Source organism: Paenibacillus sp. sgz302191 (assembly GCF_057749925.1).
The window spans coordinates 22,029-46,665 of sequence record NZ_JBYLHY010000045.1; the positions used below are offsets into that span (position 1 = coordinate 22,029).

The window sequence follows — 24,637 nt, forward strand, 5'->3', positions numbered from 1 at the left end:
TGTTGCCGAGTCTACGAAGACAGGGAGGTTAAGTCATGTTGGCGATTGACGTTCATCAGCTTCGCAAAGAATTTCAAGTACAGCAGAGCCGCGGAGGGCTGAAAGGCGCTTTCCAGGATCTGTTCAAAAGGGAATACAAACATGTCACAGCCGTTAAGGACATCAGCTTCCAAATCCCCAAAGGGGAAATATGCGGCTATATCGGCGAAAACGGCGCCGGCAAATCGACGACGATCAAAATGCTCACCGGCATTCTCGTCCCGACCTCGGGGCATATCAAGGTCAACGGCTTCGTTCCGCACAAGGAGCGCGAGAAGTTCGTATCGGGCATCGGCGTGGTGTTTGGCCAGCGCAGCCAGCTGTGGTGGGACATCGGCGTCGTGGAATCGTTTCAGCTGCTGAAAAAAGTGTACCGCGTCTCGGAAGCCGATTACAAAAAGCGGCTCGACGAGCTCGTGGAGCGCCTGCAGTTGTCCGAGCTGCTGTCGCGGCCCGTGCGCAAGCTGAGCCTCGGCCAGCGGATGCGCTGCGAGCTTGCGGCTTCCTTGATTCACAATCCGGCGATTCTGTTTCTGGATGAACCGACAATCGGTCTGGACATCGTCGTGAAAACCGAGATCCGCGAATTTCTCAAATCGCTCAACCAGCGGTATGAGACTACGATTCTGCTAACGACGCACGATTTGCAGGATATCGAAGCGCTGTGCTCGCGGGTCATTATGCTGGATGACGGCAACATCATTTACGACGGCGGCCTGGATGAGCTCAAAGCCAAATGGGGCAAAGGCAAGGAAGTCGTTCTGCAATTCGTCCATCCGGTGACGCTGCAGCGGCTTCAGGAGCTGACGCAAGGCCTCGACGTTGCCTGGCAGGTCGAAAATGAGCTGTCGGCCAAGGTGTTTATTCCGCAGGACCGGGCCAATGTCTCGGAGGTGCTGAGCCGCGTCGTCGGCGTCCTGCAAATCGAAGATATTAAAATCGTCGAAACGAATACGGACGATATCGTCCGCGAAATTTACAAATCGGGATCGGCGGAGGCCAAAAAGGAACCGGAAGCGCAGCAGGCAGAAGGAGAAGTTATTCATGCTTAGCGCTTATATGGAAATTATCCGCATGCGTTTCCTCATGATGCTCGCTTACCGCGTTAATTATTACAGCGGCATATTAATTTATGCCCTTAACATCGGGTCTTACTATTTTGTCTATAAAGCCATCTATGGCGCGCAGGCGACAATTAGCGGGATGACTTTAGGACAGATGACGACGTACGTCGCTATCTCTTGGATGGGACGGGCATTTTATTTCAACAACCTGGACCGCGAGATCGCCACGGAAATCCGGGACGGCAGCGTAGCTATCCAGTTCATACGGCCTTACAATTATGTAACGGTCAAAATGATGCAAGGCTTGGGCGAAGGGGTTTTCCGCCTGCTGCTGTTTACGACTCCCGGCATGGTTGTCATATCGCTGCTGCTGCCGGTAGAATTGCCGACACGGCCGGATCTCTGGCTGATTTATTTGATCATGCTGTTTTTCAGCTTCCTGATCAACACGCAGATTAACATCATTACCGGCTTGTGCGCTTTTTTCCTGGAAAACAACGAAGGGCTCATGCGCATGAAGCGCGTTGCCGTCGATCTCTTCTCCGGTTTGATCATTCCGGTGTCCTTTTTCCCGGGCTGGTCGGAAACGGTTCTGCAATGGCTTCCTTTTCAAGCTATTACGTACTTGCCGAGCGCCGTATTTACCGGTAAGATTACAGGCTCGGATGTTTACGCAATGCTGGGCGTGCAGGCGATTTGGTTCCTCGTGCTGATCATCCCGATTTACATGATTTGGGTCAAATCCAGAACGCGCTTGTTCGTGCAAGGGGGTTGAGCGGCATGTTCTACGTATCCCTGATCGCCGATTATTTGAAAAATTACATGAAAACCCGGCTCACTTACCGCTCCGATTTTTGGATCGAAGTGCTTTCGGATTTATTGTTTAACGGCCTTAACTTGTTTTTCATTCTCGTTGTGTTTTTGCAAACTGCGTCCATGGGCGGCTGGAACCAGGAGCAGATTTTGTTCATCTACGGTTATTTTATGATCCCCTACGGCTTGTTTATCACTTTCTTCAACTTGTGGGGATTCAGCGAGCGGTACATCGTCAAAGGAGAAATGGACCGCATTCTGACCCGGCCGGCTTATAATCTGTGGCAGCTGATGCTGGAAAATCTCGATCCCGCCTCGCTGTTCAGCGCCTTGGCCGGCGCCGGCGTGATGGTGTACTCCTGGGTCAAACTGGGTCTTCCGTTCCATTGGCACGATCCGCTCATTTTCATCGTTCTTGTCATCGGGTCGGTGCTGATCTATGCGGGAATCTATATATCCCTGACCTCGCTCTCCTTTTTCTCGGATGCTCCGACAGGCATTTTGCCGTTGATCTGGAACATTCAAAATTATGGCCGATATCCGGCAACCATATACAATAAGCTGCTCCGCAGCATTTTGACGTGGATTTTGCCCTTCGCATTCGTGGGCTTTTATCCGGCGGCTTACTTTTTGGACCCGGCAAATTGGAAATGGTTCGCGCTGCTGACACCCGTGGTCGGCATCGTATTCAGCTTCATAGGATTCACGATCTGGAATATAGGCGTCAAACGTTACCGCGGCGCAGGTTCTTGATCCGCAATTCGCACCGCCCGCAGCTCTCTGGCGCGCGGTGTTGTGCTGCATAACGGCGGTCCGTCGACCACAGAGGCCCTTCATTCGTGCTTTACGAACGGAGGGCTTTTTTTGCGGTTTTTCTTGATACAAAATGTATCTAAATATATAATGAAACGTAGGACAAGCACCCGCAAGGATTGCTGCGGCGTGAAATTTACAAGGAGGAATGTCATGGGAGATGACCGGAAAATGACGATGACAAGAAGAAAAGCGTTAGCCTCGCTGGGCGCGATAGGCGCTGCGGTGCTGGCGGGCGGTGCTTTTGTACCTGCGGTGACGAAAGCCGCCGGGCCAGTCAATACGTTTTATGCCTCGGAATACCCGTCGCTTCAGGACGCGGTGAATGCGGCCGGAGATGCCGGAGGCGGAGAAGTGATCGCGGATGCGTCATATGTGCTTGCCGAGACGCTGAACTTGAGGCAGCCGAACGTCCGGCTGCGCGGACTGGGCAACAAGACGGTGATCTCGGCCGGCGAATCGCTGCGGGTGCTCGTGGATATTTCGGCGAGTTTCACCGCTATCGAGAACTTAACGCTGGATTTGTCGTCGGCCGGCATCAGAAAGACGGGAATTCATCTCTCGCAAGGAGAAAATTCCACAGCGGCCAACATCCGCATCGACAGCGTACTTTTCGTAAAAGGGCAAAAAGGGATCAACATCAACAACAACCTGGCCAAAGAGGACAACGTCTCGGTTGAAGACATTTCCATTACGAACTGCACCTTCGACGCCCAGACATCGTACAGCGTGCTGCTCGACCAGTTTGCCCGGGGCAGAGGACTGCTGGTGACGGGCTGCACGTTCCGCAACGGTGGCGGAGATTACATCGAACTGAACATCAAAAAAACAGAAGATGCCGATGCCGAGCTCACCTTGTTTCCGGATATCATTATTTCCAACAACATTTTTAAAAAGACAAGCTCCGCCTCCACGCAAAAAGGCTTCGCCGTCGGCATCGCTTACGGATGCAACGTCGTCGTAGCGAACAACTCGTTCTTCCGCATTCAGCGGGAAGCGATCCACGTCGAAGACTCCTCCTCATCGATTACGATTACCGGCAACACATTCAGAGAGTGCGGTTACGATACTCCGGACAGCACGAATAAAGTCATCAATCTGATCTCGGGCTCTGCGGATATTACGATCAGCAACAACTCGCTGTTTAATTCGATGAAGCTGGGAACCGGGATTTGCATTGAAGCGGGAGGGGGCTTGAGCCCGGCCCGCTATGCGATATCCGGCAACACGATCAGCGGCTTTGAAACGGGCTTCCTGGGCATCGACGATTTGGCCCTGGCGCTGAACGGCAACGTTTTCTCGCTGTGCCGGCAAGCCGTAAGCATGTCCAAGCCCAAATATTTTGTGATGGACGGCAATATCATTTCGGACTGCGAGCATGGCATCGAGCTGACCGGCTTCGGCGGCTACGTGAAAGAGACCGAGCATTATATGGTATTCAGCAACAATATTTTGCGGAATATTAGCGCAAGCACGTTCACGATCGACGAACCCAAGTCGGCGCCGTACGCGGCTAAACGGACGATGATCGGCAACATCGGATTCACGCCAAAAGCGATGCCGGACTCCACGGCTTCCGACGTCGCCGCTTTGCAAAGAGATTTCAACCAACTGCTGGCTCTTTTGAGAAACCAGCGAGTGATCGGTTAGCGCTCGGCCAGTCCCAAAAAGACGCCCTCAGGGGGCGCCTTTGAGACGGTGAGGGAACGCGTCTGTCGGCTCTGGCGGCGCACAGATTGAAATCCGCTTGCCAGAGCTAGTGCGGTGCGGCATTGGCAGCGCGCGCGAATCCTGGGCGAGCGTTGTGCCACCGAGGCATGGCGGCGGTCAAATTCCAGCGGCCCCGCACGGAAAACCTGCCCAAAAAACTGCAAAAGTACATCTTTTTGCTCGTTGATGCTCCGGATTCGAAAAATTCCTGCAAATCTGCAGTTTTTTTCGCTAAATCTGGGGCTAGGGGCCAATCTGCGCAGGAATTCCTGCACAATCGCAGGCTTTTTCCCAAAAAGAACCGTTTCCCTTGAAAAAGCCTGCACTTTTGCAGGTTTTCGGGCCGGCAAGCCGCCTACCCCAGGTGCTCCGGGGCGAGTGCCGCTATTTTCCCGATAAGCCGCTTAACCCCGGGTGCCCCGGCCAAGGTGCGGCTATTTTCTCGACAAAGCGCCCAACCCCCGGTTGTTCCGGTCGAGAGCCGCCATTTTCCCGAAAAACGCCTAACCCCAGTTACCCTGAACGATTGGCGCCATTATCTCGGCAATCCGGCTTAGCCCCGGTTGCCCTAAGCGAATGGCACTATTTCCCCGACAATGCGAGAGACGCCCGTGGAGGGCGTCTCTTTTGGCGTGCCGTCGGCTTCTGTTTCCACGGTTCCGCGTTTAATTGTTTCCTGCGGGTGCGCCGGGCAGAGAGAACGGCTTCGCTGCTTTCGCTTCTGCCGGGAGTTTGATATCGATAGCCTGATTGATATCTTTGAACGTCATGTTCAGGGACATGTCCATGTGATCGACCGGTATTGCCGCTCCATCGCCATATGCGACCGAGTAGTCGCCGGCCATGCTTACCGGAAGCTTGGTTTGCTCTTCGAACGTCATGACGGCCGAGATCGAGACGCTCATTTGCGACAATTCCATAGAGTCGGCCATATCTTTCAACATGCTTTGGCTGCTGTTCATGCTGCCCATGGCGCCCAGCGCTTTAATGATGTCCGCTGCGTTCGTTAATTTCCCGTTAACCTCCACTTTGTGCAGCTTCTTGCCGCCAGCTTCCACGGTGCCGAGATCCCGGCTGAAGAAATAAGGTGTCACGAACGTTTTGCTCAAGTCCATATTGCTTTTTTGCAGAGCCAGCAGTTGGTCGAATGTAAACGGCATTTGTTTGCTCATATCGTACCAAACGGTGCCTTCGTTCGTAAGCGGGCTCGGTATCTTGACGAAAGTGCCGTCTTTGACGGTGTATATTTCCGTTGTGACCGTTGTTTCCTTGGAATCCGCGCCCGGTGTTTTCATCGTGACGGTCTGGTGCATGCCCTGGTCGACGTTGAATTCCATTTGCGAATGGGAAGCCGTTTTCATATTGCTCAATTCGATGCCTTGGTCCGGTTTGAAGGCGATGTTCATGTTCATATCGGTAACGGCGCGGAACGTTTTCAGCTCGGTTTGCGATTTGCCCGCATTCGTCAGCCAATCGGACGCATCGGGGTCGTTTGCCAGCGATTTTCGGATCAGTACAGACGCCGTGTCAGCCGTAATTCCCGTATCTTTGCCGAAATCCAGGCCAAAATGATCTTTCAGTTTCGTTCCTGCCAGCGGATCGGCGATTCCGAGAAAGCGTCCGATTACGAAAGACGCCTCATCCTTGCTGATCGGCTGATCCAGCCGGAACGTCCCGTCGGAGTAACCGTACATGGTTTTGCGCTCCAGCATGATCCGCACCGCATCCGCGTATGGGGAGTCGATGCCGACATCGGCCGGGAGCCCTAAATTTTTATTGACTGGGGCCAGCTTGAGCTCGTCTGTAATTTGCTTGATAAACTGTCCCCGCGTCACGGGAGGCGAGTCGGCAAAAGCGGTGGAAGCGGAAAAAGCCGGTGTCGCTAACGTTAACCCAAGTGCCGCTGCCATCGTCAAACGTTTGAAACGAACGATCATTGCACACACTCCTTCAAAAGTATGATAGTATCTATTGGAATTTCCATATTTTCTCATACGCAATAGAGTTCCTGAAGTTTCGCTTTTTGACAAATGAAGTTGCCGTACCCCTGGTAATATCGCATAATGTGTCATATAGCAAATTCAGGGAATGCAGAAGGAGAAGGCTATTCATGACGCAAGTATCGGCAAGACCGGCGGCGCCGGATTTTACCCTTCCCGGATCGAACGGGAAAGAAGTGTCTTTGCGGGATTACCGCGGCAAAAAGCTGGTCATCTATTTTTACCCGCAGGACAATACGCCGACATGTACGACGGAATCATGCGATTTCCGCGATTTTAACGGCAACTTCGCCGAGCTCGGAGCCGAGGTCATCGGCATTAGCCCGGACCCGCTTAAAGCGCACGATAAATTCATCGCCAAGTACGAATTGCCGTTTGTGCTCTTGTCCGACGAGGGGCACAGGGTCGCCGAATTATTCGGGGTATGGACGCTCAAAAAGCTGTACGGGCGCGAGTATATGGGAATCGAACGCTCCACATTCCTGATTGATGAGCAAGGCAGAATCGCCCGGGAGTGGCGCAAAGTTCGAGTGAAAAATCATGTGCAATCCGTTTTGGATGCGGTAAAAGATTTGAATTAGGAGGAATTTGCGATGACCAGCCCGCTTTTGCCTAAAATGGCCGGAGCTTTTATTCCGGTCCGCGACATTGAGCAAGCGAGAGATTGGTACTGCCGGCTTTTCGGCTTTCCGCTCGATACGCCCATTTTGCATGGGCATATTTGTCCGCTGCCTGTGGAGGGTCCCGGCGTTATTTTGGATACGATGCCGAGGTGGGAGAGCGCAACGCTTCAAGCCCCGGCGGTCATGTTCCCGACGCGCGATCTGGAAGGCGCCTACGCATATTTCAAAGATCAGGGCGTCGAGCTAGTCACGGCCATCGAGAACGGCCACTGGTTCGTGTTCAAAGACCCGGACGGCAATTGCCTTATGGTTTGCAAAGAGGCTTGAAATCGACAAAAAAGCCGCTCCCGGCGACAGAACGGGATGCGGCCACAATTTCAACAAGCAAATAAAGGGGCCGTCCTTCAGCTTTATATTCGCTGACGGACGGCCCCGTTGCATGCCACTTTCTCTTCTACTTGGAATTTCGGTTATCGATCAGATTGGCCTTCCTCAGCATCCGTTGCACGATGGCCGCCGTCTCCGCCCGGGTAATGTCGCTCGTCGGCAGCAGTCCCGCGTCGGAGCCTTTGACCAGCCCGTTCTTCACTATAGCCGCGACTGCTTGTTTCGCCCATGCGTCTACTGCCGCGCCGTCCGCAAACGGGGCAAGTACGGATGCCGCGTCCGCGCTGCTGACGCTTGCGTTAAGTCCCGTCAGCTTCATCGCCCGTGCGATCATCGCCATCGCTTCTTCGCGGGTGATCGTTTTGCTCGGGCGGAACGTTCCGTCCTCGTATCCTTCAATGATGCCGTACTCCTGCGCTTTAGCCACCGCGCCGACGTACCAATCGCCGGACTTCACATCATTGTACGCCGATTTTTTCCCGTTTTCGGGGAGACCGAGCGCACGAACGATAATCGCTGCGAACTCCGCGCGCGTAATCGCCGCATTCGGATTGTAATGCGTCTTGTCGACTCCGTTCACGATCAGCCGCGACGCCATGTCGTTCACTGCGTCTTTAGACCAATGGTCTGCTGCATCTGCAAACGTCATCGGGTGCCAGATCAAGGTGTACGTGCTGTTCGTCAAGCTGCTTACAACCGCATAATACTTCCCGCCGCGAACGGTAATGTAGGTCGGCACATGATAAATCGTTCCGTCCGCCGCAAGCACGGTTGCGGTTGTGATTTTGTTCAAGTCGATGCCGTCCGGCAGCGGAATTTCCCGCTGAACGTACGTGTTGAACTTGTCTACGTCCACCGTTTTGCCGTTGTAAGAAGCGGTTACCGTGAAATCGACCGGCGGCACGACGACGCTGAACTTCCCTTTTTCCGCCATGTTTGCCGCGAGTTGAACCTTCGCCGCATCGCTTTTGGCAATGTCCACATGGACGACGATATCCGACAGCTTCACTTGTCCGCCAAGCTGCGTCGCCAATCGGTCGATCGCGATTTGCGCCGCAGGGAGCTTGTAGTTCCCGTTAGCCGTCTGCACTTCCAATACCGCTTGCTTGTTCTCCATCGCTTTCACTGCATCGCCGGTCAACACCGCCGTCACTTTGTCCGCACTCACCGTCGCCACAGGGACGATGACGACCGGCTTGTCGCCCTCTTGCTCAAGCTGCGCAGCTAGTTTGGCCGTATCCACCGTTGCTGCCAGCACGCTTTTCCCGCCTTCTTTGGTTATAGCGCCCGTGGCGATTTGATCATACTCCTTGCCGTTCACGATGACGCGGAATCCAATCGAGCTGTCTGACGCACTGCCGGGACTGCCGCCGCCACCGCTGCCACCGCTTCCGGTTGAAGGCGAGCCGGAGGAGGAGGTCGTATCCGACGCGCGTGAAACCGTCACGGTGTACGTTTGCGTCGTTCCGTCCTGCGCCGTCACAACCACCTTAATCGTATTGCTGCCTACGCTCAGCGGCAGCGAATCGGAAGCGACGCCGCTCGTCAACGAAATCGGACCTTTTACCAATGTGCCTGCACTATTGTATACACTCGCCGTCACCGCAGCATGATCGGAATCATGTGCCGTCGCCGTCACTGTGATGCTGCTCACGCTGTTCGCCACGCTTGCGGTATAGCCATCTGTCGTGCCTGACGTAAAAGCCGGGCTTAACGTTCCGCTTGACAGCGTTAAACTGCTTAAATCCGCATTGCCGGACGAGGAAACCGAAGTACGAATCGTAGTTCCCGCGCTGGCAGCAGACGCGTTCTGAGTCGCTGTCGCTTTCACCCGGGTTACAAACGTATAGTCGGTGTTCGGCGTCAGTCCGCTGAACGTCGGGCTGTCCTGCCACGTTACGCCGCCGTCTTTGCTGTATTCCTGACCGGTAACTGCCTGCAACGTAATGCTTGTTGCTGTTTTGCCAGCTTCTACAGGCGCTACCGGGGCTGCCGTTCCGTCCGCTGCCGCTACCGCACCCGTCGCCGCGCTCGTCACGCTGCCTGTCGCATGCGTACCGTCTGCGGTGACCTTTACGGTGATGGATGCACCGAGATCGTCTGCGGATAACGTGTAGCTGGAACCCGTCGCATTTGTGATAGCGACTCCGTTTCGATACCACTGGTAAGTCGATACGTTGCCCGTCGTGCTCGGCGTATATGTAATCCCCGTTACATCTGCCGTCAACGCTTGACCAACCTTGGCAACTCCGCTGATCCCGACGCTGCCCCCCATCGTCGGAAGAGCGGCCGTACCGGCTGCACCGGGAGCCCGACCGGCGGTGGAGTCTCCTTTTACGCGGACTTGGGCATTGGAAACAGGATTCGGTACGCTTGTCAGCGTCTGCGGATTGGCGGTTGCTGTCGTCCATGTTGTCCCGCCGTCCAGCGAATACTCATAATCGGAAGCATTGGGATATCCCGATACATTGTTCCACGACAGCGTCTGCGCACTTGCGTCCAAAATGACATTGGTTGGAGCCGCTGCTCCGTCCGCTGCCGCAACCGCACCTGTCGCCGCGCTCGTTACGCTGCCTGTCGCATGCGTACCGTCTGCGGTGACCTTTACGGTGATGGATGCGCCGAGATCGTCTGCGGATAACGTGTAGCTGGAACCCGTCGCATTTGTGATGGCGACTCCGTTCCGATACCACTGGTAAGTCGGCACGTTGCCCGTTGTGCTCGGCGTATATGTAATCCCCGTTACATCTGCCGTCAACGTTTGACCGACCTTGGCTTCACCGCTGATCGCTACACTGCCTCCCATCGTAGGAAGAGCGGCCGTAACGGTGATCGTCTTCATGTCCGTCGTGGTCGTATCTGTCCATGCGCTGCCATCCCACGTTTGCTTCGTGAAAGTAGCCGTTACCGTGTAACTGCCTGCTGTCGCAGGCGTATAAGTGGAGGTATAGGTGACTCCGCTTGCGCTGAACGTTCCCGATTTGCCGCTTTCCGTCGATGACCAGCTTGTCGGGATGTACCTCTCGTCTCCGTACACCGCTCCTGTTTCCGACTGCCGGTCTCCCGCTGCCGTTAGCGTCATCGAACCGCCTACCGTGACATTACGCGGGCTTGCGTCGACACTGTTGTTCGCCGCACTAACTAAAGTGCCTGTTTTTACATCCATTGAGAATTGATTCACAGGCACACCGTTCGTACCTTTTAAGTTACCTATGCCATTGTAGGACACATTCACTGTTTTGTGGGTGACATCCGTTCCTGCCGGTAAAGTAAAAATCATTTTCTTAGCGTCAGTTGGGTCAACATTAATGACCGATGTTGATGGTGTACCGTCAATTGTAATTATAAACCCGGTTAAATTTGTCCCCGCTACCTCTTTGTCGAACGTAAGAATAATAGTATTCCCGCCCGCTGCCGCTGCACTATTCGGCACTGGCACTGGAGCAGCAAAGGTGAAGAATTTGCCATCCGCCAAGGCTGTTTTTGTCGTAAAATAATCTTTTCCCTCAAAGCTTACTGTTGTTAATTGATGCTCTGTGGCACTCGTGAAATCGGAGTCGTTATCGTTGACAAGCAACGTCGAATTTGCTGGAATCGTATCCTTCGGAATCGCAATCAGCACTTCGCCGACATTCCCGGTATTCTGGACTTTCCATACACGTTCTGCACGGTTTTTGTCTGTCGTGCCAATCTGCTTACTAAATATTAAACCTTTTCCGTTATCGCCCCAGATTAATGACTGTTTATCTGCAAGCGTTTCTGAAATACTCTCATTTTTCGTTGACAACTGTGCTCCAATGCCAATTGTCATCTTCGATGCATCGTTCGCCGAACGGCTTTGCTTTTGATGCAAATCTTGCGCATCGTCGCGGGCAATACCTGCAATATTACTATTATATGTTGAATCTGCATTCCAAATTGGATTGGCATCCGAATTCAAATAATTGAGATTGTTTAACGATATTCCGTATTTGATCGCCATATAGGAATTGATTTTAAGCCTGTCGGTAGCCGTCAACGGACCTGAATAGAAAAGCAATTCGCCTACTTGGCCTTTGTAAAAACTTAATGGAGTTCCAACGCTATCATATTGCGAGCCGAGTGACATTTTATGGTTAATACCTGTTAAAGGATTCGTTCGGCTGGGCACAGAAACAAGCGCATTCCCATCACGATAAATGGATTGACCTGCGTCGCCGGAACCATTGATTCCATAATTAAAGTTCCAAATATAAGGATTGCCCACTACTGCTCCTGCAGAAGCATATACTCGCTCGGTAGATTGGCTCCCGGCATCCCAATAAACAGTTCCGCTATAAGGCAGATGCACATTTAACCTGCCTCCACCGGACGTTTCCTCCCAAAAAATGGAGTTCGAACCGCTTCCTATACCCGACATTAAAAATATATTAAAATTATTGTTGGTGCTGTTTCCCAGAACACCATTCGCATTTAATAAATAATCTTGCACCCCGTCAAAGGCTACTGCCTTATTAAAATTAAGCCGGTTGCTATCATCACTATAAACAGGTTGTTTGGTAGCATCGGTTTGAGAGAAATCACGGTTATTGCCGCTCTGATCTTTCCATTCTGAAACTGTACCGTTCGCCGCCGTCACGCCGGCATCGGCACGGAGCCATAAGTGAAGATTTGTGGTAACCCCGCCCGGCCCTGCTGCCACCGCCGCTTTGGCCGTTTGCGGAGCCAGCACGGTAGGCCATAAACCTATTGTCAAGGCGCCGACCAGCAGCAGCTTGAGCGGCTTCTTCCAGTTCATCCTACCTTTCCTGTCAAACACCATTTCATCATCTCCTGATACAATTAATCTGTGCGAATTCCATTCCCATCAATCAATCAAACAATGATGACTCTCTTCCGTTCTCATCTCCTATCCGATAGGGAGCCAAAGCACCTCAATCCCGATATCTCGCTAAAATCCATGTCTATTCGACATCTTTGATCATAACAAAAGGAACTCTACAAAATCTTTGCAAGCTGCGTGTACTTTCACACGCTCTAATCTTCCATTGCCAAAATGCCGATAGTATGGTATAGCGGTCAAAATGGAACCGATAAACAATGCATACATTTCATGGAGTGTGAAATAGATGAAGATCATGTTGGTGGATGACGAACCGCTAGTGCTAAATCAAATTCGGCGAATGCTCTCGGGATATTCCGGGATTTCGATTGTCGGTTCGTTTCGGGACGCGAGGGAGGCTATAGCGCTAATGCCGGAACTTCAGCCGGACGTCGTGTTTCTCGATATTCACTTGCCGGAACTATCGGGAATCGATGCGGTGGAGTTGGCGCAGGAGACTTGTCCGGGAATCGATATTGTGTTTGTAACGGGATATACCGAATATGCTGTCAAAGCGTTCGAATTGAATGCGGTCGATTATTTGCTTAAGCCGTTGCATCAAGACCGTTTGGACAAAGCGATTCAACGATTGCTGCAAAGAAGATTGCATAAACAAGAAGATGTTCAACCAACAGCGCCTTCCCGCATTCTCTGTTTTCGCTCTCTCCGGTTTCAACACAGCGGCGGGGCTCCGGAAATTCCGAAATGGCGGACGGCAAAAACACAGGCTCTGTTTGCGTATTTGCTGCACCATCGCGGCAATATCGTCCTCAAGGAAACGCTTCTGGAGCTGCTGTGGTCGGATCTTGACGCGAAGCAGGCAGCGGGTCAATTATACACATCGATTTATCACATCAGACAGTGCTTGAAGCAAATGGGCATCGATGCTCCCATCCGCAATATGACGATCCAAGAAGGCTATCTGCTTGACACAAGCCGCATTCGGATTGATATGGACGAATGGGAAGATGGTTTGCGGCAGGTGAGCGGAGATCATTTGGATGACAGTCACTCCAAACTGCGGCAGTTGCTTGAGCTTTATGAAGGGGACTATTTCCAGGAGTACGATTATTGGTGGGCGGAGGACGAACGCGAAAGACTAAGGAAGCTATGGTATCAGCACGCTCGTTCGTTAGCCCGATTCTATGAACAAGCCGGGATGCGGGAGGAAGCGCTCGAGATGTACGAACGGATTCAGGAGGGGGATCCGTATAACGAAGACGACGGACTGGCGCTGATGAAGCTTTATACGGCAACCGGACGGCGCAGTGAAGCGGAGAGGCACTATCTTAAGCTGGATCATCTGTTTTCAAATGAGCTGCGGGTTGGCTTGAACGATAGACTGGTAAACTGGTTCAAACAATCGAGGAAGCAATTGCCCCCTGACGCAAAGAGGGTGACGAAGGAGGACGTCGACAAAGCACTGACGAGTAGACGATCCAAAAATAATGATTCTTTAGGTATTACCTCTTCATTCCGTGCTTCCACCTGAACGTTGAGTGACAAAAAGCTGCCCCGTCGACAGGACGGGATGCGGCTTTTTGCGTTGCTCAGTATGGTGCTCAAGCGAGAGGATGTCCTGCGGCCGGACAGATTGTGCGATTGGCCTCTCTGTGGGTGTGCGGAGTTCGTTCGACCAGGTCGCCGGTCTGCTTCGGCTCGTTGTCCAAACGCAGGCGGACACTATCGCGAAGGCTCCATTTTGCCGCTAAAGGAAGCAGTCCGCGGATATACACGGGAACCCCGATTTTTCACTGACATACTCCAAGCCCTTCTCCCATATACTCTATCAGCAAGTTAAATTGATAGAACAAAAGCGAGGGATTAACGGCATGCTCTTCTTTTTACCAGGTCACAGAAACAAACAAAGACAACGTCTTCGGCTGCTGATGGCGGTTCTATTGGTTTTCGTCTATTTTTGGCTCTCTGCGATACCCGCGCGGGCGGCGGACAAAGGGGATTCCTCGGCATTTGCAAACAGGCAGGAACAAGACGATCTCTACCGGAAACTCGAATCCGGCAAGCGGATTAAAGAGGAGAAGAGCTACACGGTCCCCGAACAGCCGACGGTCTATCTGACTTTTGATGACGGTCCGAGCAAGCTGACGGGAGAAGTGCTGGATATTTTGGAAAAAGAAAATATTAAAGCGACGTTTTTCGAACTTGGCGAAGAAGCCAAAGCGCATCCCGAGCTCGTAAAACGGGTGGTAAAAGACGGCCATACCTTAGGCAATCATACCTACGATCACCTATATAAAGAGTTGTACGGAGATTTTCAAACTTTTTGGGAGCAAATCCAGACGAGCGAAACTATTTTTCAGGAGCTTGCGGGAGTCAGGCCCCAACTGGTCCGGGCTCCGGGCGGAACCTATACGAATTTTGACGCGTTTTACTACTATTTTTTGGATCAGGCGGGATATACCGTCGTTGACTGGAACGTAGACAGCGGAGATTCGAAAAGAGCTCGCGTCCCGGTCGAGGAAATTGTCCAAACCGTTAAAAAGTCTCCGCTGGAGCACGAAATCATCGTTTTGCTCCACGATGGAACCGGGCATGAGGCGTCGGTTAAAGCGCTGCCCGAGATCATCAGCTACTACAAAAAGCTGGGCTACGCCTTTGCGCCGCTGACAACGCAGGTAAAGCCGCAGCAATTCGCGCTTGGCAGGCCCAAATGGACGCGAAGCATGAGCGCGAGCCATTTCAAGGAGCTTTTGCAAACAACCCGAAACTATGTGCTCGCGCACGCCCGGACTACGGAAATGGCCGAGGGGGATCCGAATCAACAATTGATCCGGCAATCCGAGACGGCTGTCTGGGAATCGGCACAAGCGCTGGCCGGACAGGAAGATACGCAGCCGCTGCATATTGCATTGGGCGGAGGCAACAGCATGACGCTGGATAAGGATCGATATGACGTCCGGGGAGGCCGCATCGAGCTGCCGCTGCGCGTCCTTGTGGAGAGGCTGGGGGGCCGGATCGAATGGCGGGAAGCTGCGAGAACGGCCGAGGTGCATTACGGCACCGGCGATATCGAATACGATATACCGGACCGAACCGTCAGGGTATACGCGATGGGCAAGGAAAAGGCCAGGTATCCTCTGGCCGACATGCGGCTTGAAAACGGGACGATTATAGTCCCTCTTCATACGACGATTGACCTGTTGGGCGGGCGGATAGCCGAAGAGGTGATGGAACCGGGCAGACGGGAAATATCGCTTGCCTTTCGTCCGGGCTTCATGTGGGCGGAGCTGCTTTTTTCGGCGGATAGGCTCCAGGACGGCCGGCAGTCTACTTTTCACAAATCTACTGTCTAAAATGGTAGACGACTGGAAAAACTAGAAGCATACCTTTGATAAAGGAGGCTTCTTGCCTATGCAGTCGAAAGCCAGGGCGTTCGATCAGCCGCAGCCTCTCGTGGAACGGATGATCATGAACGTCGAGAAAGTTATTATCGGAAAAAGAGAAACGATAGAGCGCGCCTTCGTGGCGATGCTCAGCGGCGGCCATATTTTGCTGGAAGACGTGCCGGGTGTCGGCAAAACGATGCTGGTCCGCGCACTCGCCAGAACGGTTGGCTGCGAGTTCAAAAGAATTCAATGTACGCCGGATTTGCTCCCGTCCGATGTGACAGGCGTTTCTGTTTATAATGCGAAAACGGGAGAATTTGAGTTTCGGCCGGGGCCTCTCCTGACACCGATCGTGCTGGCCGACGAGTGCAACCGCACTTCGCCGAAGACGCAAGCGGCATTTCTCGAGGCGATGGAAGAGAAGCGGGTTACGATCGACGGCGTCAGCTACGACTTGCCGCAGCCTTTTTTGCTGCTGGCTACGCAAAATGCCGCCGATTTCGAAGGCACGTACGCCTTGCCGGAAGCGCAGCTGGACCGCTTTTTGATGAAGCTGCAGCTCGGCTATCCGACGCCGGAACAGGAAATGCAAATGCTCGACCGGCTGCAGGATCGGCAGCCTTTGGAGCAACTAAAGCCCGTCGTCGTTCAAGACGAGTTCATCCAGCTGCAAAAAGAAACGCGCATGGTCCACGTGGACGAAACGCTGAAAGAATTCATTGTCAGGCTTGCTCTGGCCACGAGGCAGCATACCGATCTGTATTTGGGGGCCAGTCCGCGGGCGTCCTATGCCCTGATGCGCGCCGCTCAGTCTTTGGCGTATATGCGAGGCAGAAGTTTTGTCGTGCCGGACGATATTAAAAGCTTGGCTATTCCGGTATGGTCGCATAGGCTGCAGCTGACTGCGGAAGCCAGAATGACGGGGAAAACCGCGGAAGCGGTCATGACCGGACTTCTTGCTTCGGCACAGGCTCCGGTGCTTCGCTATGCTTCGTCGAAATAGGAGGCGGAGCGATGAAAAGCTGGGGTAAATTCATGCTGCTCGCGGCCGGAACCGGGTTGTCGGCTGTTTTGGCGTATATGTACGGCGGGTTCGCGGCCTGGTTCTTGCTGAACTGTTTGCTCATTATTTTGCTGCAGGCCGCGCTTATGCATATGTTTGCTTTGAAAGGCTTTCGCGCGGAGCGGATGCTTTCCCATTCCGTCAGTATGTCGGGAGAAGAGTTGGCCGTCTCCCTGCATATGGTCCACGCCTCGATGCTGCCGCTGCCATGGCTTCTGGTCAAAGAAACGTGGGTTCACAGTGTGTCGGAAAGCAAATTCGTATATCGCAGGCTGCTGTTCCCGTGGTTTCGGAAGTCGTTCCTGCTGCGCTACCGGATTACCGGGCTGATGCGCGGCGTGTACCGCCTGGCCGAATTTGAAGCGGCGGCAGGCGATTTGTTCGGCTTTGCCGTGAAGCGGATCAACGCCGGGACGCAGCAGCACAGCTGCGTCGTGTACCCGAAGCCCGATGCCCTGGACCGGGCCGGCATGGCGTTTCATTCCGAAGACGGCGCGAAGCCTTCGCCGGCGCTGCCCCAAGCGGTGACGCCAGCCATCGGCGGCGTCAGAGACTATGCAAGCGGTGACCCGTATCACCGCATTCATTGGAAGTCCACAGCCCGGCTGGGCCGGCTGATGACCAAAGACGCCGAGCAGGCGGCCGCCGCGAGGCGCATGCTCCTGCTCGACGCGGCGCCCGCCGCAGGCCAGCCTGAAGCGGCCCGGCCGCTGCTGGAGAAGGGCGTCGCGCTCGCGGCGGGCTTCTTCGAGGCCGCCGCGCGCGGGCGCGAGAGCTGCGGCTTTGCCGGCAGCTCGGCCGGGGCCAGGCGAATCACGCCGGCGATTCGCCCCGACCTGACGCTCGCGTACGAAGTGCTCGCGAGCGTGGGCGGCAGTGCCGCTCTGTCCTTTCCTGACCTCGTCAGGAAAGAGGCCGCGGCGCTGCCGCCGGATACGTCGATGCTGTGCATCACATCGACGCTCGATTCAGCCCTGCTGCGCGCGCTCGCGGAAGCGCGCAGCAGGCGGCGGGCCGTGCACGTCGTGTACGTGCACGCACGGCCTTCCCTCTCGGTCGCGGAGCGAGAGGGGGCTTTGCAGCTGCAGGCGCTGGGCTGCAGCTTCACGGAAGTGCCGCATCCGCAGCGCGAGTGGCCAGGGCAAGGGGGTGTTGCGGATGCAACCGCTTGAACCCCGCCGCTCGTCCGGCACCGCCTTGCTGCAGCCGCAGCCGCCCGCAAGTTCCAGCGTCCGGGCGTCCGGCGCGCCGGACGCGCGCTCATCGCGCCCGTCCCGCCCGGGCTCGCTGCTCCGCGACGGTCTTTTGTCGCTGCTGCTGTTTTTGCTGTTGGCGGAATGGCTGAGGCCGCTGCCCATGCTTTCCGATATTTCGGAAGTTTATATGATTAAGCCGTTCCTGGCCGTATTTGCGGTCTGCATAGCGATGGATTGGCTGCGGGTCCCTTATTCATGGGGCTGGGCGGCCAAAGGCTTCCTCATGCTGCTGTTTATCGGCTTTATGTTTTATCCGGCCGACTTCTGGACGTGGTCGTGGACGATAGATTTCGGCAGGCTCATCACGCAGGACATTCAGCATTTGTTTCAGCTCCGTCTCGATCTTGTAAGCGCGCAAAGCCGCACGCTGCTGTTTTTGATTGGCTGGACGCTGATGATTTCCGTGACGCAGGCGTTGATGCTGCAAAGACAGCACAGCCTGTGGTTTGCTTCCGCCACGCTGCTGTATCTCGTTATTCTGCAGCTTACACTGAGCGTCGATACGACTTCGGGAATTATCCGCACGCTGGGGTACGGCCTTCTGCTGTTGGCGCTGCTGAACTTGTGCCGGATCGAAGACTCTTACGGCTTGAAAACGACGAGTCCTGGCGGAGGCCTGCAATGGCTGCTGGTCAGCCTCATATCCACGGGACTGCTCGCCGGATCAGGCTGGTATGCCGCTTCGTCGGCTGCGCCGAGCCCGTTGATGAAGCCGCTTAATCTGGCGTCTTTGTCCGACCGGCTGCTTTCTATGTACGAAGACAAAGCCGGCGTTCCGGCCGTCCCTCCCAAATCGGGGTACGGCAATGACGATTCTGCTTTGGGAGGCCCGCTGCGATCCGACGATACGGTCGTTTTCACGGCCAAAACGACCGAGAAAACGTATTGGCGCGGCGAGTCCAAAAGCTTTTACGACGGGAAGGGCTGGACGCAATCCGAAGCGGATTGGGAAGCTTTCGTCCCGGCAGGCGTTCATGGGCCGGACCAAACGGTCACGCAGGAAGTGCTTTGGAGCGCTCCGGCCGCTACCAAACAGCTTTTTCACGGGGGAACCGTTCTGCAGATCGACGCGCTTCTGACGAATCGGGAAAGGCCGCTGTCGTCCGGCGATGTTTTGATGAATACGGCCAGCGGAAAGATGGCGCTTCCGGAAATGTCGGACCCGCTGTCCTTTTATAAAATTACGGTTCAGCCGACGGATAAAGATCCGGCCGTGCTGAGTGCGGATACCGGCGCCTACCCGCCCGCCATCGCGGAAACTTATCTCCAGCTCCCGGCTCAGCTGCCGCAGACGGTGCGCAGGCTCGCCGAACAGGTTACGGCGGGTAGCGCGGACCCGTATGCCAAAGCGGCGGCGGTCGAACAGTATTTGCGCAGCCATTACGTTTACAGCCTGGACAAACCGACGCGTCCCGGCAAATCCGAGGATTTTGTCAGCCACTTTTTGTTTGTCGATCAGACCGGCTACTGCGATCACTTCTCCACGGCGATGACCGTGATGCTGCGCTCGGTCGGCGTTCCGGCGAGATGGGTAAAGGGATTTGCCCCAGGCACGGAGAATGGGGCGTCCGCAGGATTATACCGTGAATTTACCGTGCAAAATAAAGATGCGCATTCCTGGGTGGAGGTCTACTTTCCGTCATCCGGCTGGATTCCGTTTGAGCCTACTCCCGGCTTCGCGGATTTCGGCGTCCGGACAGCAAGCCTGCTGCCGGCGGAACAGCACAAGGCCGCTGCAAAATCCGCGCCGGAACGCGCAGAGACGGGATTATTGGACAGCCTGAAGCAATGGATTCGGCCAAGCCTGCCCGATTTTCAAGCTTTCATGCAGCGGTATGGAGCGCTTTGCGGATTTGCTGCGGGAAGTTGCCTGCTTCTTGCCGGAGCCGCGCGGCTTCTATGGCGCAAAGGCTTCCTGCAAGGCGCAGGGCGATTGTCCGCTTCGCAGCCGGTTCTGCGGTTTATGGATCGGCTTTGGCTGCAATTGTTCCGCAAATACGGCGCCAAATCTTCCGGTCAAACCGTCCGCGAATATGTCGCCGCATTGAAGATCGAGAACGACTTGCAGAAGCAAGCGCTGCTGGAATTCGCCCAGGCGTATGAAAACTTGCGCTATGCGCCGCTTCATCGGCCGCGTTATTCCAAAGCCGAGATTGCCGCCCTTTGGAAAGCCGTACAATCGAAACGGGGTTCCCGGGAGTGAGGGCCGGCTCCGCCGCTGATACCGTTTACTTTTCGGAATGCTTTTCCGGGCCCCGGAAACCTTTGACTATTGCTCTTTACATCCTAGGCATGTAATGTTTAAAATTAGTAGCGATAAATAGTGATAAGAGGACAAGCATTATCGCTATGAAACTAGGAGGCACGGATAATGAGCAAACCGAATGAATTGATTGTAGTTCTGGACTTTGGGGGTCAGTACAACCAGTTGATTGCAAGGCGTATCCGCGATTTGGGCGTTTACAGCGAGCTTCTGCCTTTCAATACTTCTGTGGATAAAATTCGCGGGCTGCAGCCCAAAGGCATCGTCTTTTCGGGCGGTCCGGCAAGTGTTTACGGAGAAGGCGCGCCTTCGGTCGATCCTGCGATCTACGATTTGGGCATTCCGATTTTGGGCATTTGTTACGGCATGCAGCTGATTGCGCATCAATTGAACGGGAAAGTGGAACGCGCCCAAACGCGGGAATACGGCAAAGCGGAGCTTGAATTTACGGCCGGCAGCCCGCTTGTGCAAGGACTGGACGCCAAGCAAGTCGTGTGGATGAGCCACGGGGACCACGTTTCCGTGCTGCCGGAAGGGTTTGCGCTGGAAGCCAGCACAGAGTCGCTGCATATTGCGGCCATGAGCCACCGCGACAAAAACATTCATGCGGTTCAATTCCATCCGGAAGTCCGCCACTCCGTGCAGGGCACCGAAATTATTCATAATTTCGTCTATGGCGTCTGCGGATGCGAAGGCAACTGGAGCATGGAAACTTTTATTGAAGACACCATCAAAGAAATCCGCCAGCAGGTCGGGGATAAAAAGGTGCTTTGCGCGCTGAGCGGCGGCGTCGACTCTTCCGTTGTCGCCATGCTCATCCATAAAGCGATCGGCAGCCAGCTCACCTGCATGTTCATCGATCACGGTCTGCTGCGCAAAGGCGAAGCGGAAAGCGTCATGGACACCTTTGTCGGCAAATTCGACATGAAAGTGGTTAAAATCGATGCGCGCGAGCGTTTCCTCGGCAAGTTGGCCGGCGTGGACGATCCGGAGCAAAAACGAAAAATCATCGGCACGGAGTTCATCCGCGTGTTCGAGGAAGAGTCGGGCAAGTTCGACGACTTTGAGTTCCTGGCGCAGGGTACGCTCTACACCGATATCGTGGAGAGCGGCACGGCCACGGCACAGACGATCAAATCGCATCATAACGTAGGCGGACTGCCGGAAGATATGAAATTCAAACTGGTCGAGCCTCTGAAAACTTTGTTCAAGGACGAAGTCCGCAAAGTAGGCGAAGAATGCGGCCTGCCTGCGGAAATCGTATGGAGACAGCCGTTCCCGGGGCCGGGTCTGGCCATCCGCGTATTGGGCGAGGTGACGGAAGATAAGCTGAAAATTGTCCGCGAGTCCGATGCGATTCTTCGCGAGGAAATCGCCAAAGCTGGCCTGGACCGCGAGATTTGGCAGTACTTCACGGCGCTTCCGAATATGAAAAGCGTAGGCGTCATGGGCGACGCCCGTACGTATTCCTATACGGTCGGCATCCGTGCGGTCACGTCTATCGATGGCATGACGGCCGATTGGGCGCGGATTCCTTGGGACGTGCTTGAAAAAATTTCCGTTCGTATCGTCAACGAAGTTGAAAACGTAAATCGCATCGTGTACGACGTGACATCCAAACCGCCTGCTACCATTGAGTGGGAGTAGATACAATCTTAAACCGAACGTTCTTGGGGATACCGCCTGTCGAACGTTCGGTTTTTTATTGACATTCTTCATGCGTAATTCTAAAATGTAGGTGGATAACAGTTTTTTCGTATAATCCCGGGAATTGGCCTGGGAGTTTCTACGAGGTCACCGCAAATGATCTGGCTACGAAAAAAGGACGGAATCCCGATGAGAACGTACTTGCGTACTTGCGCTTTCAAGGCGGTTCTCTTTTGGAGAAACTCCTTTTTGGTTCCCGGAAATCATTCTCATGATTCCGGGTTTTTGCTGTTCCGAATATCGGTTGGGAGGAAGAGTTAGATGGATCGGTTTTTCAAGTTGAAGGAGAACGGCACCACGGTAAGAACGGAAATTATGGCGGGAATTACGACGTTCATGACGATGGCGTACATTTTGGCCGTGAATCCGGACGTTCTCAGCGCCTTCAAGTCGGGGGCGACAGGCGGTGATTGGACGGCTATCTTCCTGGCGACGGCTATTGCCGCAGGCGTTATGACGATTGCCATGGGGCTGTTCGTAAATTTTCCGGTTGCGCTTGCTCCGGGAATGGGATTAAACGCTTATTTTGCAACCATTATTCTTTCCTCGCAAGGGAAGTTTACGTTTCAAATGGCGCTGACGGCCGTTTTTATTTCAGGGATTATCTTTTTAATATTGACGGTTTCGAAAATTCGCCAGATGCTGCTCGTCGCCATTCCGGACAGCCTGAAACATGCGATTACAGTAGGTATCGGTTTGTTCATTTCCATGATCGGTTTTAAAAACAGCGGGATTTTGACGGTGGCGGTCGAAGCGTCCAATGATGTTCCGGCGCATAAATTTACGGACGTTTTGTCTTTTGAAACGGTATTCCATATGGGCTCTTTGGAAAATAAAAATGTCATTTTGGCGGTCGTCGGCATTTTGCTGATTTCCATCCTGATGGTGCTGCGCGTACGCGGCGCGATTCTGTTCGGGATTTTGGCTACGACGGTTGTCGGCTACTTCATGGGGCTTGTAAATCTCGATTCTTTGACCGGCCCGCAAACGACCTGGGTGCCTGATATGACGAAGCTTGCTTTTGCCAATTTCGATTGGAACGGCATTATGACGGCGGGAATCGTCTCCGTTGTCGCTACGTTCACCTTCGTGGAGCTGTTCGACACGTTCGGGACGATGGTCGGCACGGCTAACCGTGCGGGCATTATGAAAAATAAAGAGGAAGGCAACAAACGCGTCGGAAAAGCGATGTTCGTAGATGCCGTCGCCGTCAGCGGAGGCGCGCTGGTCGGAACGAGCACGGTTACGGCTTTCGTGGAAAGCGCGGCGGGAGTAGCGGAAGGCGGACGCACGGGTCTGACCTCGGTAACGACAGGCGTCTGCTTCCTGCTCTCCTTGTTTTTGGCTCCGATCGCGATGCTGATTCCGGGTTCGGCCACAGCCGCGGCATTGATCGTAGTAGGCGTGTTGATGATGCAGTCCGTCCGGGAAATCGACTTTCAGGATTTTGTGCTGGCGATCCCGGCTTTCCTGACAATCGTCCTGATGCCTTTCACATACAATATCGCCAACGGAATTTCTTTCGGAATCGTTGCTTATGTCGTGCTTGCCACCGCTGCAAACATTAGGGGAAAAGACAAGTATCAAATCCACTGGCTTATGTGGGTGTTAGCCATCCTCGTGCTTGCGCGTTACATTTTTATCGGAAGTCAAGGATAAGGCATTCAATATTAAGGCTCTGGCGCTTATGTGCCGGAGCCTTTTGGTTTTCGCGGGAGATAGCCAAAGACTTAATGGGTGGCGAGGTCGCTCGTGAACGGGTTTGGGGAGGGCGTGCAAACCTGCGAATTTATGCCGGGAAGAGCTACCCGGTCACCCAGCTACCCGGCTGCGAGCAGAAAACCTGCAAAAGTGCAGTTTTCTTCTCGCCGGAACGCTAACAATGAACAATTCCTGCAATTGTACAGGCTTTTTGCCGGGTACAGGGGTTCGGTTCATTTTTATCGAAAATTCCTACACTTTCGCAGGTTTTTCGCCCAAATGAACCATTTTCGCAGAAAAAGCCTGTACTTTCGCAGGCTTTCGCTTCGGGCTCCCGAGCCGCCTCGTGACAACCCGAAGTGCGACGGCGCAAAGTATCGTTCAACTAAGCTAACATGTGGACGACCAACCGCCGTCATGCAGCGCAGCACCGCACGCTGGGAGCTGCGCGCGGTGCGATTCGCGGAAACCACGTTTGCAGATTTTTCGCTAGTGTCAACGAACTGCGCTTTCCTCCGTACTAGTGCATTATAGTGATGCCTTGGTGACGGTTGTATTTCCCATAAAAAAAGTCGAAGAAAAAGCTTGCATTCGTTATCTATCTTTGATATATTACTCCTTGTCGCTTTTGAGACCGCGAGATTGCAAAAAAAGAATTTAAAAAAAGTACTTGCAATCAAGTAGGCGAATGTGATATATTGATTAGGTCGCCTTCGAAAGACGGCGATGCGAACGAAAGAAATTGTTCTTTGAAAACTGAACAACGAGTGAAGAAGCAAGGTTGAGCAATCAACCAAAACAAGAGATTGCAAAATCTCGTCAGCTTTGAAATTGAGCTATTCAGCTTTCAATAAAGGTAACATCTTTTTGGAGAGTTTGATCCTGGCTCAGGACGAACGCTGGCGGCGTGCCTAATACATGCAAGTCGAGCGGTCCCTTCGGGGATAGCGGCGGACGGGTGAGTAACACGTAGGCAACCTGCCTGCAAGA

16 protein-coding genes, 1 rRNA gene and 1 riboswitch are annotated in these 24,637 nt (G+C 53.8%); of the genes, 14 read left to right on the top strand and 3 right to left on the bottom strand.

Annotated features, from left to right (window positions below; genetic code table 11):
* The first annotated feature begins 35 nt into the window (after window positions 1-35).
* The 4 genes from AC3G2T_RS35690 to AC3G2T_RS35705 all read left to right on the top strand — a co-directional run bounded on the left by AC3G2T_RS35690 (window position 36) and on the right by AC3G2T_RS35705 (window position 4,379).
* Window positions 36-1,091, top strand: coding sequence for an ABC transporter ATP-binding protein (locus AC3G2T_RS35690; protein WP_474685289.1), 1,056 nt, complete (start codon window positions 36-38; stop codon window positions 1,089-1,091).
* Window positions 1,084-1,878: an ABC transporter permease gene (locus AC3G2T_RS35695; protein WP_474685288.1), complete on the top strand. Its 795-nt coding sequence runs from the start codon at window positions 1,084-1,086 to the stop codon at window positions 1,876-1,878. The genes AC3G2T_RS35690 and AC3G2T_RS35695 overlap by 8 nt, the downstream gene beginning before the upstream one ends.
* 5 nt (window positions 1,879-1,883) lie before the next feature.
* Window positions 1,884-2,669 carry an ABC transporter permease gene (locus AC3G2T_RS35700; RefSeq protein WP_474685287.1) on the top strand — a complete coding sequence of 262 codons (786 nt, stop codon included), beginning with the start codon at window positions 1,884-1,886 and terminating at the stop codon, window positions 2,667-2,669.
* Window positions 2,670-2,882: 213 nt separating this feature from the next.
* Complete coding sequence (locus AC3G2T_RS35705) at window positions 2,883-4,379, top strand: right-handed parallel beta-helix repeat-containing protein (protein WP_474685286.1); 1,497 nt, start codon at window positions 2,883-2,885, stop codon at window positions 4,377-4,379.
* Here AC3G2T_RS35705 and AC3G2T_RS35710 read toward each other — a convergent pair.
* Both AC3G2T_RS35710 and AC3G2T_RS35715 read right to left on the bottom strand, forming a co-directional pair.
* Window positions 4,376-4,789, bottom strand: coding sequence for a hypothetical protein (locus AC3G2T_RS35710; protein ID WP_488438432.1), 414 nt, complete (start codon window positions 4,787-4,789; stop codon window positions 4,376-4,378). The two genes, AC3G2T_RS35705 and AC3G2T_RS35710, sit on opposite strands and share 4 nt — an antisense overlap.
* A 315-nt stretch (window positions 4,790-5,104) precedes the next feature.
* Window positions 5,105-6,376, bottom strand: a complete 1,272-nt coding sequence (locus AC3G2T_RS35715; protein WP_474685285.1) for a DUF6612 family protein — start codon at window positions 6,374-6,376, stop codon at window positions 5,105-5,107.
* 173 nt (window positions 6,377-6,549) lie between these two features.
* Between AC3G2T_RS35715 and bcp the strand changes: the two genes are divergently transcribed.
* Both bcp and AC3G2T_RS35725 read left to right on the top strand, forming a co-directional pair.
* Complete coding sequence (gene bcp / locus AC3G2T_RS35720; RefSeq protein ID WP_474685284.1) at window positions 6,550-7,020, top strand: thioredoxin-dependent thiol peroxidase; 471 nt, start codon at window positions 6,550-6,552, stop codon at window positions 7,018-7,020.
* 12 nt (window positions 7,021-7,032) lie between these two features.
* Complete coding sequence (locus tag AC3G2T_RS35725; RefSeq protein WP_474685283.1) at window positions 7,033-7,389, top strand: VOC family protein; 357 nt, start codon at window positions 7,033-7,035, stop codon at window positions 7,387-7,389.
* 127 nt (window positions 7,390-7,516) lie between these two features.
* On the opposite strand, the gene AC3G2T_RS35730 is transcribed toward AC3G2T_RS35725, so the two are convergent.
* Entirely contained in the window at window positions 7,517-12,226 is a 4,710-nt protein-coding gene (locus AC3G2T_RS35730) for a DUF8202 domain-containing protein (protein WP_474685282.1), read from the bottom strand.
* 331 nt (window positions 12,227-12,557) lie between these two features.
* On the opposite strand from AC3G2T_RS35730, the gene AC3G2T_RS35735 reads away from it, so the two are divergent.
* The 8 genes from AC3G2T_RS35735 to AC3G2T_RS35770 all read left to right on the top strand — a co-directional run.
* On the top strand, window positions 12,558-13,802 hold the full coding sequence (locus AC3G2T_RS35735) for a response regulator (protein WP_474685281.1): 1,245 nt from the start codon (window positions 12,558-12,560) through the stop codon (window positions 13,800-13,802).
* Window positions 13,803-14,142: 340 nt separating this feature from the next.
* Window positions 14,143-15,624: a polysaccharide deacetylase family protein gene (locus AC3G2T_RS35740; RefSeq protein ID WP_488438433.1), complete on the top strand. Its 1,482-nt coding sequence runs from the start codon at window positions 14,143-14,145 to the stop codon at window positions 15,622-15,624.
* 58 nt (window positions 15,625-15,682) lie between these two features.
* Window positions 15,683-16,660 carry an AAA family ATPase gene (locus AC3G2T_RS35745; protein WP_474685279.1) on the top strand — a complete coding sequence of 326 codons (978 nt, stop codon included), beginning with the start codon at window positions 15,683-15,685 and terminating at the stop codon, window positions 16,658-16,660.
* A gap of 11 nt (window positions 16,661-16,671) precedes the next feature.
* Window positions 16,672-17,892: a DUF58 domain-containing protein gene (locus AC3G2T_RS35750; RefSeq protein ID WP_488438434.1), complete on the top strand. Its 1,221-nt coding sequence runs from the start codon at window positions 16,672-16,674 to the stop codon at window positions 17,890-17,892.
* Window positions 17,879-20,179 carry a DUF4129 domain-containing transglutaminase family protein gene (locus AC3G2T_RS35755; RefSeq protein WP_488438435.1) on the top strand — a complete coding sequence of 767 codons (2,301 nt, stop codon included), beginning with the start codon at window positions 17,879-17,881 and terminating at the stop codon, window positions 20,177-20,179. Before AC3G2T_RS35750 ends, AC3G2T_RS35755 begins: the two co-directional genes overlap by 14 nt.
* Before the next feature lie 168 nt (window positions 20,180-20,347).
* Window positions 20,348-21,886: a glutamine-hydrolyzing GMP synthase gene (guaA, locus tag AC3G2T_RS35760; protein ID WP_474687313.1), complete on the top strand. Its 1,539-nt coding sequence runs from the start codon at window positions 20,348-20,350 to the stop codon at window positions 21,884-21,886.
* Window positions 21,887-21,973: 87 nt separating this feature from the next.
* Window positions 21,974-22,074: riboswitch (purine riboswitch) on the top strand.
* 133 nt (window positions 22,075-22,207) lie between these two features.
* A complete protein-coding gene (locus AC3G2T_RS35765) occupies window positions 22,208-23,605 on the top strand; it encodes an NCS2 family permease (RefSeq protein ID WP_474687315.1) in 1,398 nt (465 codons plus the stop codon).
* A 906-nt stretch (window positions 23,606-24,511) separates the two neighbouring features.
* Window positions 24,512-24,637: ribosomal RNA gene (locus AC3G2T_RS35770) — 16S ribosomal RNA — on the top strand; the annotation flags it as partial.